The organism is Flavobacterium sp. DSR2-3-3, from assembly GCF_049896585.1.
GTDB lineage: Bacteria > Bacteroidota > Bacteroidia > Flavobacteriales > Flavobacteriaceae > Flavobacterium.
In genome coordinates this window covers 1-18,566 of sequence record NZ_JAFCUP010000003.1, presented here as the reverse complement: position 1 = coordinate 18,566, position 18,566 = coordinate 1, and the positions used below count along the sequence as shown (strand labels likewise).

The following is an 18,566-nucleotide window of genomic DNA, read 5'->3' as shown; positions in this document are numbered from 1 at the left end:
TACTATTTCGAATGAAAAAAATGATTATTTTATTGAGTGTTTTTTCTATTGGTTGTAAAACCCAAAATGTAATGGTTCAACCCACAGGCCTGGTTGCTGATAAAGCAATGGTAGTATCGGCTCGTGAAGAAGCGTCCAAAATTGGAGTGGAAATCATGAGAAAAGGTGGTAATGCTTTTGATGCGATGGTGGCAACTGAATTGGCTCTTGCAGTCGCTTACCCGTTTGCGGGAAATCTTGGCGGTGGTGGTTTTATGGTGTATCGTAAAGCAAATGGCGAAGTTGGTTCATTGGATTACCGAGAAAAAGCACCATTAGCGGCTACAAAAGATATGTTTCTTGACGAAAAAGGAAATGTCATAAAAGGAAAAAGCACCGAATCTCCACTTGCTATTGGAGTTCCCGGAACGATTGCCGGCGTTTTTGCAGTTCATGAAAAATTGGGTTCATTGCCTATAGCTGAAATTCTAAAACCCGTAATTGCATTAGCAGAAAGAGGGGTCATTGTTACCAAAAAACAAGAAGACCGACTAAATGATTACCGAGCGAAAATCATAAAAGTAAATGGTGACAAAACGTTATTTGCAACTGTTTTTAAAGAAAATGATGTTATACAATATCCTGCGCTGGCTGCTACATTGAAAAGGATTTCAAAAAATGGCAGAGATGAATTTTACAAAGGGAAAACTGCTGAAATATTAGTTAAATATCTTCATGAAAAAGGAGCTATCATCACCTTGGAAGATTTGGCTCAATACCAAGCCAAATGGAGAACGCCACTCACTTTTGATTACAAGGATTTAAAGGTTATATCGATGCCTCCACCAAGTAGTGGCGGTATTTGTCTGGCTGAAATATTTAAAATGATAGCGCCTTTCGACCTGGCTAAAATGGGCCATAATTCAACTGAAGCCATCCAGGTTATTGTAGAAGCCGAAAGAAGAGCTTATGCAGACAGAAGTTATTATCTGGGTGACCCGGATTTTGTAAAAATTCCTATAAAAGCATTAATGGCAGATGACTATTTGAAACAAAGAATGTCGAATTTTAGTTTTGAAAAAGCCACATTATCATCGGAAATAAAAGAAGGAAAAGTAAATTATAATGAGAGTACAGAAACTACTCATTATTCGATTGTAGATCAATTTGGTAATGCTGTTTCGGCAACTACAACATTAAACGATGGATACGGTTCTAAATATTATTGTGATGAATTGGGATTTTTCCTCAACAATGAAATGGATGATTTCAGTGCCAAACCAGGTGAACCCAATATGTTTGGATTAGTGGGAAATGAAGCCAACAGTATTGCGCCACAAAAACGAATGTTGAGTTCTATGACTCCGACTATTGTGGAGAAAAATGGAAAATTATTTATGGTCGTGGGTTCTCCCGGCGGTTCTACGATTATTACATCGGTATTGCAAACGATTTTAAATGTTTCTGAGTATAATTTCAGCATGCAACAAGCAGTAAACGCACCCCGTTTTCACCACCAATGGTTGCCGGATTTAATCACTTTTGAGCCAAATACTTTCGATACAAAAACCTTTACGACCTTAAAGTCAAAAGGATATCTCATTAATGAAAAAACGACACCTGTAATAGGAAAAGTAGATGCGATTTTAGTTTTACCAAATCAAAAACTGGAAGGCGGCGCTGATTTTAGAGGTGATGACACAGCGGTTGGATTTTAGCACTTCGACTGTGATCAGAATAACGAAAAATTTAATATTTATGAATTTTACACGTGCCTTAGAAAACGCTTTTAAACAAAATAAATCCAGAAGCTGTGCGGAAGTTTTTGGCAAATTGTAATTTAAAACCATTAAGCATAAAAGAAGCGTTAAAAAATATTTGTTAGGATTAAAATAATAGTAGTTTTGCACCCCTTTTAAAAAATTATAATGTTCAAAAAATATATATCCAAATTAGAAGTAATAGTTGCCTTAGCGCAATCCTTGCTAACTCCAAAACAGTTTATATTTTTATCCGCAGTTTTAGTTGGTATTTCTTCCGCTTTTGCAGTAATTGTACTAAAAACTTTTGCCCACTGGGTTTTTTCTTTTGCCACGTATGTCAGTGGAATTTTGAAATTAGGATTTCTAAATAGTATTCTGCCAATAATTGGTATTTTGCTCACCGTTTTTGTTATCAAAAGAGTTTTGGGTGGATCAATACAAAAAGGAACTTCACAAATTTTATATGCCGTTGCTAAAAAGGCGAGTATTATTCCAAAAAAACAAATGTACGCCCAAATCATTACCAGCTCACTTACAGTTGGTTTGGGTGGTTCGGCAGGTTTAGAAAGCCCGATTGTTATTACCGGTGCCGCTTTTGGATCAAATTATGCCCAAAAATATAAATTGAGTTACAAAGACCGAACGCTCCTTATCGGTTGTGGTGTTGCCGCAGGTGTTGCCGCAGCTTTTAATGCACCAATTGCCGGGGTTTTATTTGCGATCGAAGTGTTATTGGTTGATGTTAGTATTGCCGCTTTTACACCCATTATGATTGCAGCGGCAACCGGTGCTTTGGTATCTGTAATTGCATTAGATGAGGAAATATTGCTTTCTTTCAAACAGCAACAAAGTTTTGATTATCATAACATTGCTTATTATATTCTTTTGGGCTTATTCACAGGATTCATTTCGGTTTATTACTCCCGTAATTTTCAGAAAGTCGAACATTTTTTTGCCCGACTTAAACTCTCTCCCTACAAAAAAGCGTTGTTTGGCTCTTCTATTTTAGCCATCCTTATTTTTATTTTTCCAACACTATTTGGAGAAGGATATGATAGTATCAAAACATTATCTGACAATGATCCCGGACAATTATTGGAAAATACATTATTCAGCAGTTTTAGAAATAACAGCTGGGCACTTTTACTTTTTGTAGGATGTACAATGATGATAAAGGTTTTTGCCACAGGAATCACTTTAGGCAGCGGCGGTAATGGAGGTAATTTTGCCCCTTCGTTATTTCTGGGTTCGTATGTTGGTTTTTTCTTTTCTAAATTTTTAAATTTAACGGGGCTTACAAAATTACCAGTAAGTAATTTTACATTGGTTGGAATGGCAGGGATTTTAAGTGGATTGTTTCATGCGCCGTTAACAGCGATTTTCCTTATTGCTGAAATTACGGGCGGCTACAACTTAATGATTCCCCTGATGATTGTTTCTTCTATTAGTTTTGCTATTTCTAAACGTTTTGAAAAACATTCAATGGATGTGAAAAATTTGGCACAAAAAGGACATGCATTCACTAGTAATAAAGATACAAATGTACTCTCTACTTTAGATACAAATTCCATTATCCAAACTGATTTTTTGACTATTGCCCCCAATGAAAATCTGGAAAAATTAGTTGATTTAATTTCCCATTCAAACCAAGTGATATTTGCCGTTGTAGATGATGAAAATCAACTTCTGGGAATTGTACATTTTAATACAATTCGGGAAATCATATTTAATTCCTACAGGGTTAAATACACTCTGATAAAAGAAATTATGATGAAGCCTATTGAAATTGTCACTCCGGATGAAAGTATGGAAACTGTCATGGATAAGTTCGAAAAATCCAAAGTTGCATTCCTTCCGGTACTCAAAAACGACAAGTATTATGGGTTTATAAGCAAATCTATTGCACTTGAAGCTTATAGAACTAAACTCAAATCACTGACAATAGATTAATTTTAATATTCTAAAATTTCACCTTTTACATCAAAAAAAATGTGATTTGGCTTTAAATAAAAAAAATGCAGACCTGTAAGCCGGATTCTGTCTCCAATAAATTAGAGCCTCATCATTTATCTAGATCCCGCATTACTGCGGGACTCAAGCTATCTACCCTTCAACAACGGACGAGAAGCCCTTAAATGCTGATATACTTGATATTTCACCGCATAGAGTTTACCTGGTTTCACTACAGCATTACCTGTACATACTTTCTGTTGCACTTGTCCTAATCCCGATAAATCGGTACCGACGGGTATTACCCGCTATGCTTCCCTTTGGTGTCCGGACTTTCCTCCCTTTTGAATACTCAAAACGGCGATAAGGCGGTCTGCGGTGCGAAATTACATTATTTTTTCGTGTATCTCTATCTTAGACAATTTACTTTAACAAGCTTTTTATAACGACTTAATAATAAATTAGTTACCTTTATAATTCACAATTAATCTTCCGTTATTTATGAAACCATCCTATCATTACACCACAGTTTTGGAAGCTTTGGAGGATTTGAAAGAAAAAAGTTTTACCTATGATTTTAATATTCATCAAGAAGACATTAAAACTAATCCACACAATTACGAAGTGAATCATGTATATCGCTACGAAGGTGATACTGATCCAGCAGAAGAATCAGTGGTTTATGGCATAACTTCAAATTTAGGTATAAAAGGAGTTTTTGTATCAGGATTTTCAGCTAATTCAGATAATGATGCGGCATTTTTTTTAGAAAAATTATGTATCGATGGCGGCGGACAGTGCAAACTCTAATTTTGCTCTATTATTTTTGTAACAATGTAAAACTGCTTTTTGAAAGTATCAATAAAATATTTATTTAATCGTGGTGCAGTTATCCGAAATAATAATAAAACGAATCAAAAAAGAAGGGCCAATATCTTTTAAAGATTTTATGGAAATGGCATTGTATTATCCAAAATTGGGCTATTACAATGCCACGCAAAATAAAATTGGAGCTGATGGTGATTTTTACACGAGCCCTTATATCTCTGCTGATTTTGGTGCCATGATCGGGCGGCAAATTGAAGAGATGTGGAAAAATTTAGGAAAAGAACCTTTTAAGATTATTGAATATGGAGCTGGCACGGGTTTATTGTGTCACGATATTTTAGAATATCTCAAAAACAATAATGCTTTATATGATACCTTAAACTATTGCATTATTGAAAAAAGTGTTAGCATGCGCGAAATTGAAAAGCGTCATCTGAAAGAAAAAGTCAGTTGGTACAACTCAATTCAGGATATTCCCCAAATTAACGGCTGTATTTTATCAAATGAATTGATTGACAATTTTTCTGTACATCAAGTCATTATGGATGAGAAACTTAAAGAAATATTTGTAGATTACAAAGAGGGTTTTGTGGAAATTTTAAAGACTGCAAATAAAAAACTGATTCATTATTTTAAAACATTAAACGTACAACTACCGAAAGGTTTTCGCACAGAGGTCAATTTACAGGCAATTTCATGGATAAAGGAAGTTTCTTCTTCGTTACAAAAAGGATACATTATTACGATAGATTATGGATCATTGTCGAGTGATTTGTACACTAACCGTCGAAGTTGCGGTACACTATTGTGTTATCATAAACATCAAAAAAACGACAACCCCTATCAATTTATTGGTGAGCAAGACATTACAACACATATAAATTTTTCCGCTTTATCCCAATGGGGTTTAAATTATGGCATGGAAAGTTGCGGAATGGTAGACCAGGCACAATTTTTATTAGGTTTGGGTATTAAAGAGTATCAAAATATTGCTTTGGTGAAAAATCAAAATAATTTACAGTTAGCAGCCCATGAAGCACTTATGAATTATAGATTATTAGTCGATATGGGGATAAAATTTAAAGTTTTAATTCAACAAAAAAAAGTACCTAAACACACTTTATCAGGATTGAAGTTTCTAAATTCATCATTAGTTATCTCACATTAAAAATGAAATCATAAACATTCTGCACAACCCACAAACAGTTGTGACAGAACTAAAAATTAAAAGTGAAAAATTTTAAACTACTTGACAATATTTATATAAAAACTTATATCCCTCATAAGTATACCTTTAATTAAATAAAATTAACCCATAAAAAAAATATCATGGATAAGCGAATGTATCACTATGCGACTGTTTCTAAAGCACTGGAAGAATTAAAAGAAAAAGGATTTACAATCGATTTTAACGTTCAAGAAAAAAGGATAATTGACAGTCCGGATGATTTTGAAATTGTGCATCTATATCGGTATGAAGGAGAGAGTGATCCTGGAGATGAAGCTACGGTTTTTGGTATTAAATCAAGTACGGGAGAAAAAGGTGTTTTTGTAGCAGGACTATCTGCATTTACTGATAATAGTGCCGCTATGGTTTTAAATGAACTGACGATAAAAGGAAGAGAAGATCGTCCAGAATAATATTACAGGACAATGAACCGCTTACAATCTAAGCTAGAAAAAATGGGTCGGGATCCCATAATTACAGCAAAAGCCGTAAGTCTTCGCTATTGTGTAAATTATACTAAAGGTTATTTTAGAATCAAAAAAAACGACACTTATCATTACATTGATCAAAATGAGAATTCAATTAATGATCCTGAAATCCTAACCCGAATTTTAAAATTAGTGCTTCCTCCAGCATGGGAAAACGTATGGATTTCGCCTTATGAAAATGGTCACTTACAAGCTACAGGCATAGATTCTAAAGGCAGAAAACAGTATCGTTATCATGAACAATGGAACAAAATCAGAAATCAATCTAAATTTTATCGCATTCAAAGTTTTGCTTTAGCTTTGCCTTTGATTCGAAAACATGTGGAACAAGATTTAAAAAATAAAAATTTAACTTACGAAAAAGTTATTGCGCTGGTAATAAAATTAATAGAGATAACAAATATTCGTATTGGAAATGAAACATACAAAAAATTATACGGGTCATTTGGATTAACTACTTTACAAGATAGACATGTAAAATTTCAAAATTCAAATATTCGATTTGAATTTACAGGTAAAAAAGGTGTCAAGCATAAAATCAGTTTTATCAGTAAAAAATTAGCGACATTAGTCAAAAGATGTAAAGATATTCCCGGACAAGATCTATTCCAATATTATGACTTGCAAGGAAATCATCATACAATTGGTTCGTCAGATATAAATAATTACTTAAAAAACATAACAAACCAAGATTTTACTGCTAAGGATTTTCGGGTTTGGTCAGGAAGCGTAAACGCATTAAGTGCGTTCCAACAATTAAAACCACCAGTAAGTCAAACGGAATCCAAACGCAAAATAATTGAAGTAATTGATGAAGTTGCCTTAAAACTGGGCAATACAAGATCCGTTTGTAAAAAATATTATGTTCATCCAACTGTTATTGCTGCATTCGAAAAAGGTTCTATCTGGCAATACAAATCCAAAAAAATTAATGCTAAATTTCTGCCGGAGGAATACGCATTACTAAAGCTACTTGATAAAGAAATAATTGCAAATATTTAGAATAAATTTTTAAGAAATCTAGATTTAATTTGTCTCAGGCCAACACTTAAATTCTGTTTTATTTTTTGTTATTTGACTCACCAAAACCTATATTTGTGCTTGAATTAATTTTTATGGAACAATTTGTTGTATCGGCACGTAAATATCGACCTCAAACATTCAAAGATGTTGTAGGACAAAAAGCCATTACCAATACTTTACTAAATGCCATAGAAAGCAACCATCTTGCTTCTGCACTCTTATTTACAGGACCACGCGGTGTTGGTAAAACTACATGCGCTCGTATTTTGGCCCGAAAAATAAACCAGCCAGGGTACGATGATCCCAACGAAGATTTTGCTTTTAATGTTTTCGAATTAGATGCAGCGTCCAACAACTCTGTCGATGATATCAGGAATTTAATAGATCAAGTTCGGATCCCACCACAAACAGGACAATACAAAGTATATATTATTGATGAGGTTCATATGTTGTCATCGGCAGCTTTTAATGCTTTCTTAAAAACACTGGAAGAACCGCCTAAGCACGCCATTTTTATTTTGGCAACGACCGAAAAACATAAAATTATTCCAACGATACTTTCTCGTTGTCAGATATTTGATTTTAAAAGAATTACCGTAAAAGATGCTAAAGAACATCTTGCCGAAGTCGCCACCAGTCAAGGCGTAGTTTTTGAAGATGACGCTTTGCATATCATTGCTCAAAAAGCGGACGGCGCCATGCGAGATGCTTTGTCTATTTTTGACCGAGTCGTTTCTTTTTGTGGAAAAGATTTAACGCGTCAGGCTGTGACGGAGAATTTGAATGTGTTGGATTACGAAACGTACATCAACATTACCGATTTGATTTTAGAAAATAAAATCCCGGATTTATTAATGGCTTTTAACGAAATTCTTTCTAAAGGATTTGATGCGCATCATTTTGTTTCCGGATTGGCTTCCCATTTCAGAGATTTGTTAGTTTCTAAAACACCTGCAACGTTAACTTTATTAGAAGTTGGTGAACAAGCACAACAAATGTATGGTGTGCAAGCACAAAAATGCAATCAAGACTTTCTTTTGAAGGGAATCGAGATTGCAAATGATTGTGATTTAAAATACAAACTGAGCCAAAATCAGCGACTTCTTGTTGAACTTTGCCTGATGCAACTAGCCTCTATCACTTTTGATGGAGAAAAAAAAAAGTTGAACAATATATAATTCCACCTACTTATTTTAAAAAGAATGATTATTCAATAACGGATCAAACAAAAATTGAAGATTCAAAATCTGCTATCCCAGTTATAGAATTAATTCAAATAAAAGAACCGGAAACTACAACTGCTATTCCATCAATTCCAGTTCCTACCCCTGAAGTAAAAATTAACATTCCACAATCGAATGAACCAAAGGTTTCTGCGTTTTCATTAGCCAGTATTCGTGCTAAAAAAGCATTAGAAGAAAGCAGTAAAGGAATTGTAAAAGAGGTGCTTCATTTGCCAACTGAACCATTCACAGAGACAGAAATGCTGTTGCAATGGAACAAATACGCGCAACGTTTAGGAGACAAAGGTTATAAAATTATGGAATCGTTGTTGCTCATCAACGATCCAAAATTAAATGGAATCGCAATTACCATTGAATTGCCAAATGAAGGCTCAAAATTAGATTTTGAAAAAGAAATACATGGCCTTTTGGGACATTTGAAAGGACATCTACACAATCATGACATCACAATTGAGGTTGTTGTAAATGAAAGTATAGAAAATAAAAGAAGTTTTAATGACCAAGATCGCTACAATAGATTATTGGAGATAAATCCAAACATTGAGCTGTTACGCACAACATTTGGATTAGATTTAGACGCATAATCTATATTAAAATTAAATTTTACCGTAGTACATTGCTTTTACAATTCCATCCGAAAGACCAATTTTTGGTACATAAATATTTCTTGCTCCACTCCATTTCATGGCATTCAGATAAATTCTTGTGGCAGGAATAATTACATCGGCACGATCAGGATTGAGACCTAGTTCAGATATTCTTTGCTCATAAGAAAGAGAATTTAAAAAAGTATATTGAGAATTCATGTAAATGTAAGAAAGCGGCTTATCTTGTAATTTCCCCGACATTTTAAAAAGCTTATTTATATTTCCACCAGAACCTATCAACGTAACTTCATCAAATTCTTGCGTATTTGTTTTAATCCATTTTTCAATTTCATCCCACACTATATCGCAGACCATATCATTCAGTAAACGAACGGTTCCAGCTTTAAAAGATCTTGAGTTGATCATTTTACCATTTGAAAATAACGTAAACTCAGTACTTCCACCGCCAACATCGACAAAAAGATAGGTTTGATCCGTTTTTAACAAATGATGTAAATCGGTCGATGCAATTAAGGCAGCTTCTTTTTTACCATCAATAATTTCTATTTTTATATCTGCTTTTTTCTTTATCAATGCTACAACTTCTTTACCATTATAGGCTTCTCGCATCGCAGAGGTTGCAAAAGCCATGTAGCGTTCCACTTTATGCACTTTCATCAAAAGATTAAAAGCCTTCATGGCATCACACATTCTTTCGATATTCTCTTCTGAAATTTCACCAACTGTAAAAGCGTCCTGACCAAGACGAATAGGTACACGAACGAGGGAACTTTTGTTAAACTGAGGCTCTTTACCTTCTTGTTCCACAATATTAGCAATCAACAAACGCATGGCATTGGAGCCAATATCAATTGCTGCATATTTTTTTATTTTAATCATTTCCAATTCATTATTTACTGATTATAGTGTAGATTTCTTAATTATATGAGTGCAAAATCTCATCCAGATATAAACAATTTATTATACTTTTTCTTCATCAGGCACTACTTCTTGCTGTTTTTTTTGATAGTATTTGTACGTTTCAAATTGCGCTCTAAAAACAGGATTATGATTTCTTGTACGGTATTTATTATCTAGTTTATATGAATGGAAACGGGCTTTTACATTACCTTTCCAGCCAATGTCAAAATTATCAATCAGTTCATTTTTTATTTCCTGATCATAAATAGGACACGTTACTTCGACCCTTCCATCAAGATTTCTGGTCATAAAGTCTGCTGATGAAATAAAAACTTCCGTTTGCCCTGCATTGCCAAAAATATAAATTCTGGAATGTTCCAGATAATTATCCACAATACTTATTGCCTCTATATTATCACTCATTCCTGGAATTCCGGGAATCAACGAACAAATCCCTCTTATTTCAAGTTGAATTTTTACACCGGCTTTACTTGCTTCATATAATTTATCAATCATTGCAAAATCAGACAAACTATTCATTTTCAATTTTATATGCGTTTTTCTTCCTGCCAAAGCATGTGTAATTTCCCGATCAATCAACTTTACAAATCTCGTTCTGGTGTAATGAGGTGAAACAATAAGGTGCTTGTAGCGATGCACTCTATAATTGATGTCAAAGAACTCGAATATCCGCATGATGTCTTTTAAAATCTGTTGATGAGATGTAAAAAGAGTAACATCAGTATACACTTTCGCAGTAGATTCATTAAAGTTGCCGGTTGAAATAAAACCATATCGTTTTATTTTGTCATTCTCAATTCTTTCGATAACACATATTTTACTATGTACTTTAAGTCCTTTTATTCCAAAAATGAGTTCAATACCTTCCAATTGCATTTGTTCAGCATAAGAAATATTGGAAGCCTCATCAAAACGAGCTTGCAATTCAATTTGGACCGTTACTTTTTTTCCATTTTTTGCCGCATTTATGAGCGAACTAATAATTTGAGAGTTTTTTGCCAATCTATACAAAGTGATTTTAATCGAAATTACTTTGGGATCCAACGCCGCTTCACGCAAAAACTTGGTCAAATAGGAAAAGGATTGATAAGGAGCATTTAATAAATAATCTTTCTCGCTTATTTTTTCGAGCATACTTCCTTCAAGACTCAATCCCGGAATAGGAAGGGGATCATTCGTTTGGTATAACAAATCATATCTTCCCAGATTTGGAAAATTCATATAATCACGTCTGTTGTGATATCTTCCGCCAGGAATGATGCTGTCAGTGGACACAATTTTCATTTTGTCCAAGAAAAAATTCAATGTATCGTCTTCGATTAATTGGTCGTAAATAAAACGTACGGGTTCTCCAATCCTTCTGTCTTTTACACTTAGTGATATTTTTTCAATCATACTTTTACTCAAATCACTATCAATGTCAAGTTGCGCATCTCTGGTGATTTTTATCATGTGAGCCGAAACGTTTTTGTAGTCAAAAATATTAAAAATGCTGCTCAGGTTGTGTCGGATAACATCATCCAGAAGAATGACGTACTGTTTTTCGTTATTAGACGGTAAAACAACAAAGCGGTTAATCGTTTTGGGAATTTCGATAACTGCATATCGAACTTCTGAATTTTTATTCATAACCAGTTTGATGGCTAAATATCCCGAAGTATCTTTCAATACTGGAAATTCAGCTAAATCATTTAAGATAATTGTTACCAATTCAGGGCTCACTTTTTGAATAAAAAAATCTTTTAGAAAAATTTCTTGTTCATTCGTAATATCCGATTCGGTAATGATAAATATGTTTTTAGTTTCAAGTTCGCTTTCGATAATATTTAAAATTCGTAAACTTTCAGATTGTTGCTGTATGACAATTTCAGTAATATCTTTAACTAATTGTTGCGCTGAAATACCTCCCAAATATTTTTCTCCAGATATTCCCGTTAAACTCAATCGTCGTATAGCTGCAAAACGAACTCTGAAAAACTCGTCTAAATTATTTGAAAAAATACCCAAAAAACGCAACCTGTCTAATAACGGAACTGAATGATCGCCAGCTTCTTGAAGTACTCTTGCGTTGAATGCCAACCAACTTTTTTCTCTATCAATATATTTATATTCTAATACTTTATTCATCTTAGATTTTTGGGGAATATTATTTTTTTTATTTTACCATTTTTTATTTTTTTCCAATCATCAGCATCAAATTTTAAAGATACAAAACCAGCTGTAGGAACATTTTCGATAAAAATGTCTCCAAATCTATTAACAAAATCTGTAATTGCCGCATTATGTCCAAAAAGAATAACACTTTCAAAAATATTACTGCATGATTTAATAACGTTCTCTAGATTCTTTTCATCAAAAGTATAAAGGTCGTCTTTGTAAACAATGCTTTCAATAGGATATGAAATATTTTGAGCAAAAATTAACGCAGTATCAGTGGCTCTTTTTGCAGAACTACTCCAGATTATATAGGTTTTCGGAATTAAATCTTTGGCTTGAGCGGCAACAAGATGAGCATCTTTTATTCCTTGACAGTTTAAAGCACGATTTTTATCATGGATGGGAACCTCCCAACTTGATTTTGCATGGCGAACCAAAATTAAGTTTTTCATGTCGGAAAAATTTCTGTTTTCGATTAGTAAAATTGATGAAATGTAATTTACAAAACAAAAAATTATAATATTATTTTTTAACTTTTTATTCTATAAAATATTCATTAAAATTTTCAAAAAGTTAACTAATAAAAGACTGAAACAACTCCTAATATAAAGTTAAACAAAAAAGAGTAATTGTTATTAAAGGCTGATATTACTGCAGATAGCTTAATAATTTGATATGTTTTTTTAAGATTGATTTAACAAAAACATGCACTTAACCGAGTATTTAGGTTGTTTGCAGAAAAAAGAAACAACTGTAATTTATTACATATAATTTAGTTCTTTATTAATTTCATAATTCATAAAAAACCTAATTTTAATCCTCATAACATTCATGGAAAAAAAATACTTTACCTCAAAAAATAGGGTTTCAGACTTTTCTAATTTTTTTAAAAATTCATCAATTGAACTTTTAAAAAAATTAGTTTTCGTTTGTTTTGCATTATTGGCAAGTTCAGCTTCTGGTCAAGTATTAAAATCCAGTGATGAAACGCCTCAAGTGCTGGAGATAAAATCTCTTTTAGCAGCAATGAAAAAATCTGAGCAAAATTCGAGATCAGTAAATCCTGAATCAAAACGTTTGGAAAATTTGTTGAATGATGTGCAACAGACCGTTTATTTTTATTCTGGCAAGGTTGAAAGTTATGGAGATAAACCAAACTCTTTATTTACAAATACAAAATCTTTGAACGCAATTGCCTCGTCCAACATCGACATTGAAGATATTGAAATAGTAACTATCAAAATTGACAGCAACGCTGATGTAAATATTCCAATTGATTTATCAGTACTTTCTCTATTTTCTAAGTTAAAGTACGTTTACATCCTTTCTAATATTAGTAGTAGCGAAACTTCTGTAATCAAACTTATTAAAAACATAAATCCTCGATATACTGTTTTTTATAAAATAGACCAAAGCGAATAAATCTAGATGAGATAACAACCTACAATAATTATTATGAAAAAACTATACTCTGAATCTAAAATAGTTTACCCAATATTTCTTCTATTTTTTATAGTAATCTTTTTTTTAGGATTCGCGTTTTCTTTGAATGCGCAGGTAAAAATTCCTTTTAAAGAGAGGACATCGACATTTTCACCACTTAAGAAAACGTATAATGTAAAAGGTGATTTTACCATGATTGGTAATACCAATTTAACATTACAGAATTATGGTGACAATGTTACCAATGATAATCCAATGATTTATGTTGACATTGATAACGATTCAAAAACTTGGAATTCATCCTCGTCAACCTTATCATTACCTACAGATAATGGATCTGCTTCTTCTTGTTCAAATATTGTGTATGCAGGATTATACTGGACAGGACGAGCGTCAGATAGTGATACCAATAATTATATGGTAGCTGCATCGAACGGTGGTGTTAACAAAAATTTTGACAAAAGAGTTGTCTCATTAAAAGGACCTGGAGAATCCAATTACACGAATATAACAGCAAGTTCAATAGGGAACGTTAATGAAATTTATTATCCAAATAATTCAGATGGATATATGTATTCTGCTTATGCAGAAGTTACACAGTATGTAAAAGATCACGGAGTCGGAGAGTATTTTGCGGCTGATATTGCTCTGAAACAAGGAAATGGTGGTGGAACTGGATTTTATGGTGGTTGGGGATTGATTGTTATTTACGAAAATTCAAGCATGAAAAATCGTGACATCACTGTTTTTGATGGACATGCTTATGTAAAAGGTTCTAAAACAATAAATCACGAAATTGATGTCACAGGTTTTAATGCAGTACCTTCAGGAAATGTTGGTATTAAACTTGGAATGATTGCTGGAGAAGGCGATAGAGGAATATCTGGTGATTATTTTCAGATTCAAAAAAAGAATTCCTCTAACTATTTAAGTCTTAACCATTCCGCAAATTCGACCAACAATTTTTTTAATTCTTCGATACAAACGGGAGGAAATCAAAGAAATCCATCACTTGCAAATAATACTGGATTAGACATAAGTATGTTTACCATTCCTAATGCAGATAATTCCATAATAGGTAATAATCAGACAGCAACAAAATTCAAATACGGTTCAACACAGGATACCTATGTCATATTTGCAATAGCAATGGCTGTTGATGCCTATGTTCCCGATATCGAAGGTATTATTACGGCTACAAAAATCGATAACGTTCCTGTTTCTGGCACTAACCCAACAAAAGCTTTACCTGGCCAAGAGTTAGAATATAAAATTCAAATAGAAAATCGAGGTACAGAAGCCATCAATAATACAAAAATTGTAATACCAATACCTTATAATGCCACCTATATTGCAAATAGTGCTTCTAAAACCATCAATTTCACACCAAACCCTTCTCCTAATACCTTAGTTTACGAACCCACTACTGGAGCAAATGGTTCCGTTGTTTGGGATTTTGGTACTTTACCGCTACCTGTTAACGGAGATAAAAATAGCATCTTAGCAGAACTTACGTTTAAATTTAAAATTACTGAAGATTGTACATTATTAAAAAATATTAACTGTAATAATGTAGTTTCAGTCATTGGTTTTTTAAGTGGTACAGGATCAGTATCTACAGTAAAAGTTATCGATAAATCTTTAATTCAAGGCTACACCTCAGGAGGTAATTGTCAAGGAACCGCAATTCCAACGCCTTACACAACAACAATCGATGCTGCTGCTTATGTTAATACAAATTGTCAGGCTACTCCACCGATCACGGCGTTTACATTTTGTAACGCTGGGCGTTACATTGCGATTACCGCTGTAGCAGGAGCATTTCCTACTGGAGCAACATTTTACAACTCGTATCCAGTTGTTAGAGGAACAACAATTCAATATACCATAAACAAACCATTTCCTGCAACTGTTGGAACTTCTACATATTATGCAGTACCTCCAGGGGTTGGCAGTGATTGTTATTTCCAATTTACGATTACCGTTTCAAGCATTACGTCATTGCCTCTAGTAACTGATGTAAAATATTGTATTGATGAGAATACAGTACCGCTAATCGCTACTGCAAGTAATCCTTCCTATGATTTATATTATTACACTAGTGAAACATCATCAGCTCAAATGTCTATTACTCCATCGTCAACTACTGTTGGAGAAACTACATATTATGTTGCCGAAGGTCAAACTAATTCTTGTATCGGTCCAAAAAAACCAATTAAAGTTACTGTTTATCCAAAACCAACAGTTGTCGCACCTGTAAATAAAACTTTTGAAGGATGTGAAACTGATGCATTAACTGGTTTGCCTTATAGTGAAACAGACATAAATATTACATTATCACAGTTTATAACAGCCGGAGGTACTTTTCCGAATAGTAGTAACGTTAGCACCTATTCCATTTCCTATAAAGATTCAAAAAGTGGAAGTTGCCCAATAAAGATTGAAAGAACCTTTAAAATTACAACAATCTGTGGTTCTACTATTGTAAAACAAACTATTAAAATTCAAGATACAACTGCACCGATCATTACTGGTACTTTATCTGATGTAAATAAAGAAGGTTGTTCTCTTACCGATCTTCCCCCAGCTGTAAAAACAGTAGCAGCTTTAGAATCATTAGGCTTATTAATTAGTGATAATTGTACAACTGATTTAAATATGACTGTTACAAATTTAGATATTATAAATGGAAATTTACCCACTGTTATTACCAGGACTTACACAGTATCTGATCAATGTAATAATCAAACTGTAGTAAATCAAAAAATTATTATAAAAGATACTGTTGCGCCTGTTACTCCCGTTTTGGCAGATGTAACCGGACAATGCGCTGCTACTGCGACCGCTCCAAAAACTACCGATGTTTGTAGTGGAAATTATATTGTAGGAACAACGTTAGACCCTCTTACCTATACAACTCAAGGTACCTACACCATCACTTGGACTTTTAAAGACGGGAACGGAAATACAACTACCGCTACTCAAAAAGTAATTGTAAAAGATACTGTTGCGCCTGTTACTCCCGTTTTGGCAGATGTAACCGGACAATGCGCTGCTACTGCGACTGCTCCAACAACTACGGATGTTTGTAGTGGAAATTATATTGTAGGAACAACGTTAGATCCTCTTACCTATACAACTCAAGGAACTTATGTTATTACTTGGACTTTTAAAGACGGGAACGGAAATACAACTACCGCTACTCAAAAAGTAATTGTAAAAGATACTATTGCGCCTGTGACTCCCGTTTTGGCTGATGTAACCGCACAATGCGCTGCCACTGCGACCGCTCCAAAAACTACCGATGTTTGTAGTGGAAATTATATTGTAGGAACAACGTTAGATCCTCTTACCTATACAACTCAAGGAACTTATGTTATTACTTGGACTTTTAAAGACGGGAACGGAAATACAACTTCCGCTACTCAAAAAGTAATTGTAAAAGATACTGTTGCGCCTGTGACTCCCGTTTTGGCAGATGTAACCGGACAATGCGCTGCTACTGCGACCGCTCCAAAAACTACCGATGTTTGTAGTGGAAATTATATTGTAGGAACAACGTTAGATCCTCTTACTTATACAACTCAAGGAACTTATGTTATTACTTGGACTTTTAAAGACGGGAACGGAAATACAACTTCCGCTACTCAAAATGTTATTGTAAAAGATACTGTTGCGCCTGTGACTCCCGTTTTGGCAGATGTAACCGGACAATGCGCTGCTACTGCGACTGCTCCAAAAACGAAGGATGTTTGCAGTGGAAATTATATTGTAGGAACAACGTTAGATCCTCTTACCTATACAACTCAAGGTACCTACACCATCACTTGGAGTTTTAAAGATGGGAACGGAAATACAACTACCGCTACTCAAAAAGTAATTGTAAAAGATACTGTTGCGCCTGTGACTCCCGTTTTGGCTGATGTAACCGCACAATGCGCTGCTACTGCGACTGCTCCAAAAACTACCGATGTTTGTAGTGGAAATTATATTGTAGGAACAACGTTAGATCCTCTTACTTATACAACTCAAGGTACCTACACCATCACTTGGAGTTTTAAAGATGGGAACGGAAATACAACTACCGCTACTCAAAAAGTAATTGTAAAAGATACTGTTGCGCCTGTCACTCCTGTTTTGGCAGATGTAACCGGACAATGCGCTGCTACTGCAACCGCTCCAACAACTACGGATGTTTGCAGTGGAAATTATATTGTAGGAACAACGTTAGACCCTCTTACTTATACAACTCAAGGAACTTATGTTATTAATTGGACTTTTAAAGACGGGAACGGAAATACAACTACCGCTACGCAAAAAGTAATTGTAAAAGATACTGTTGCGCCTGTTACTCCCGTTTTGGCAGATGTAACCGGACAATGCGCTGCTACTTCGACCGCTCCAACAACTACGGATGTTTGTAGTGGAACAATTACAGGAACAACATCTACTGTTTTTCCTATCACAACTCAAGGAACCACCGTAGTGACCTGGACTTTTGATGACGGAAAAGGAAATAATATCACAGCTACTCAAAATGTTATTGTAAAAGATAACATAAATCCAACTATAACCTGTGCAGCGCCGGTAACGGTGCCTGTGGACGTGGCTTCCTGTACTGCGGCTAAAGCCAATGTAACTCTTGGAAATCCAACTACTGCTGATAATTGTGAGGTAAAATCTGTAACCAACGATGCGCCTACCGTTTTCCCTGTCGGAAACACAACCGTAACTTGGACTGTAACAGACCATGCAGGAAATACTGCTACTTGTACTCAAATTGTAACGGTGGTAGACAATATAAATCCAACCATAACCTGTGCAGCGCCGGTAACGGTGCCTGTGGACGTGGCTTCCTGTACGGTGGCTAAAGCCAATGTAATTCTTGGAACTCCAACTACTACTGATAACTGTGAGGTGAAATCTGTAACCAA

Annotated in this window: 13 protein-coding genes and 1 other RNA gene; 10 read left to right on the top strand and 4 right to left on the bottom strand. The window is 34.3% G+C overall.

The window, feature by feature from the left end; translation table 11 throughout:
• Window positions 1-11: 11 nt before the first annotated feature.
• Window positions 12-1,697 (top strand): gamma-glutamyltransferase, encoded by a 1,686-nt coding sequence (gene ggt / locus ACP7AQ_RS05080; RefSeq protein ID WP_426094637.1) that lies wholly within the window; start codon window positions 12-14, stop codon window positions 1,695-1,697.
• A 210-nt stretch (window positions 1,698-1,907) separates the two neighbouring features.
• On the top strand, window positions 1,908-3,692 hold the full coding sequence (locus ACP7AQ_RS05075; protein WP_426094636.1) for a chloride channel protein: 1,785 nt from the start codon (window positions 1,908-1,910) through the stop codon (window positions 3,690-3,692).
• A 60-nt stretch (window positions 3,693-3,752) separates the two neighbouring features.
• Here the strand turns inward: ACP7AQ_RS05075 and rnpB are convergent.
• Window positions 3,753-4,072: RNase P RNA component class A (gene rnpB / locus ACP7AQ_RS05070), an RNA gene on the bottom strand.
• 121 nt (window positions 4,073-4,193) lie between these two features.
• Here rnpB and ACP7AQ_RS05065 point away from each other — a divergent pair.
• From ACP7AQ_RS05065 to ACP7AQ_RS05040, 6 genes are all read left to right on the top strand, one after another.
• Window positions 4,194-4,502: a hypothetical protein gene (locus tag ACP7AQ_RS05065; RefSeq protein WP_426063843.1), complete on the top strand. Its 309-nt coding sequence runs from the start codon at window positions 4,194-4,196 to the stop codon at window positions 4,500-4,502.
• Between the two features lie 166 nt (window positions 4,503-4,668).
• Window positions 4,669-5,688 (top strand): class I SAM-dependent methyltransferase, encoded by a 1,020-nt coding sequence (locus tag ACP7AQ_RS05060; RefSeq protein WP_426094635.1) that lies wholly within the window; start codon window positions 4,669-4,671, stop codon window positions 5,686-5,688.
• A 161-nt stretch (window positions 5,689-5,849) separates the two neighbouring features.
• Window positions 5,850-6,161, top strand: coding sequence for a hypothetical protein (locus ACP7AQ_RS05055; protein ID WP_426094634.1), 312 nt, complete (start codon window positions 5,850-5,852; stop codon window positions 6,159-6,161).
• 12 nt (window positions 6,162-6,173) lie between these two features.
• Window positions 6,174-7,238: a DNA topoisomerase IB gene (locus ACP7AQ_RS05050; protein ID WP_426094633.1), complete on the top strand. Its 1,065-nt coding sequence runs from the start codon at window positions 6,174-6,176 to the stop codon at window positions 7,236-7,238.
• Window positions 7,239-7,351: 113 nt separating this feature from the next.
• On the top strand, window positions 7,352-8,437 hold the full coding sequence (gene dnaX, locus ACP7AQ_RS05045) for a DNA polymerase III subunit gamma/tau (protein WP_426064031.1): 1,086 nt from the start codon (window positions 7,352-7,354) through the stop codon (window positions 8,435-8,437).
• Window positions 8,438-8,703: 266 nt separating this feature from the next.
• On the top strand, window positions 8,704-9,087 hold the full coding sequence (locus ACP7AQ_RS05040; RefSeq protein ID WP_426094632.1) for a DNA polymerase III: 384 nt from the start codon (window positions 8,704-8,706) through the stop codon (window positions 9,085-9,087).
• Window positions 9,088-9,099: 12 nt separating this feature from the next.
• Here the strand turns inward: ACP7AQ_RS05040 and ACP7AQ_RS05035 are convergent, their stop codons facing one another.
• The 3 genes from ACP7AQ_RS05035 to ACP7AQ_RS05025 all read right to left on the bottom strand — a co-directional run bounded on the left by ACP7AQ_RS05035 (window position 9,100) and on the right by ACP7AQ_RS05025 (window position 12,641).
• The gene (locus ACP7AQ_RS05035) at window positions 9,100-9,990 is read right to left on the bottom strand and encodes a Ppx/GppA phosphatase family protein (protein ID WP_426063839.1); all 891 of its coding nucleotides are present in this window, start codon (window positions 9,988-9,990) and stop codon (window positions 9,100-9,102) included.
• Window positions 9,991-10,071: 81 nt separating this feature from the next.
• Complete coding sequence (gene ppk1 / locus ACP7AQ_RS05030; protein ID WP_426094631.1) at window positions 10,072-12,159, bottom strand: polyphosphate kinase 1; 2,088 nt, start codon at window positions 12,157-12,159, stop codon at window positions 10,072-10,074.
• Entirely contained in the window at window positions 12,156-12,641 is a 486-nt protein-coding gene (locus ACP7AQ_RS05025) for a SixA phosphatase family protein (RefSeq protein WP_426094630.1), read from the bottom strand. Before ACP7AQ_RS05025 ends, ppk1 begins: the two co-directional genes overlap by 4 nt.
• Window positions 12,642-13,020: 379 nt before the next feature.
• On the opposite strand from ACP7AQ_RS05025, the gene ACP7AQ_RS05020 reads away from it, so the two are divergent.
• Window positions 13,021-13,611, top strand: a complete 591-nt coding sequence (locus tag ACP7AQ_RS05020) for a hypothetical protein (RefSeq protein ID WP_426094629.1) — start codon at window positions 13,021-13,023, stop codon at window positions 13,609-13,611.
• 33 nt (window positions 13,612-13,644) lie between these two features.
• The coding region (locus ACP7AQ_RS05015) for an HYR domain-containing protein (protein WP_426094628.1) at window positions 13,645-18,566 on the top strand (4,922 nt) is incomplete at its 3' end.

Bases quoted from the DNA above. Each gene is read 5' to 3' on its own strand.
- ACP7AQ_RS05075 (WP_426094636.1), top strand. From the start codon at position 1,908: ATGTTCAAAAAATATATATCCAAATTAGAAGTAATAGTTGCCTTAGCG.
- ACP7AQ_RS05050 (WP_426094633.1), top strand. From the start codon at position 6,174: ATGAACCGCTTACAATCTAAGCTAGAAAAAATGGGTCGGGATCCCATA.
- ppk1 (WP_426094631.1), bottom strand. From the start codon at position 12,159: ATGAATAAAGTATTAGAATATAAATATATTGATAGAGAAAAAAGTTGG.
- ACP7AQ_RS05035 (WP_426063839.1), bottom strand. From the start codon at position 9,990: ATGATTAAAATAAAAAAATATGCAGCAATTGATATTGGCTCCAATGCC.
- ACP7AQ_RS05025 (WP_426094630.1), bottom strand. From the start codon at position 12,641: ATGAAAAACTTAATTTTGGTTCGCCATGCAAAATCAAGTTGGGAGGTT.
- ACP7AQ_RS05055 (WP_426094634.1), top strand. From the start codon at position 5,850: ATGGATAAGCGAATGTATCACTATGCGACTGTTTCTAAAGCACTGGAA.
- ACP7AQ_RS05065 (WP_426063843.1), top strand. From the start codon at position 4,194: ATGAAACCATCCTATCATTACACCACAGTTTTGGAAGCTTTGGAGGAT.
- dnaX (WP_426064031.1), top strand. From the start codon at position 7,352: ATGGAACAATTTGTTGTATCGGCACGTAAATATCGACCTCAAACATTC.
- ACP7AQ_RS05020 (WP_426094629.1), top strand. From the start codon at position 13,021: ATGGAAAAAAAATACTTTACCTCAAAAAATAGGGTTTCAGACTTTTCT.
- ggt (WP_426094637.1), top strand. From the start codon at position 12: ATGAAAAAAATGATTATTTTATTGAGTGTTTTTTCTATTGGTTGTAAA.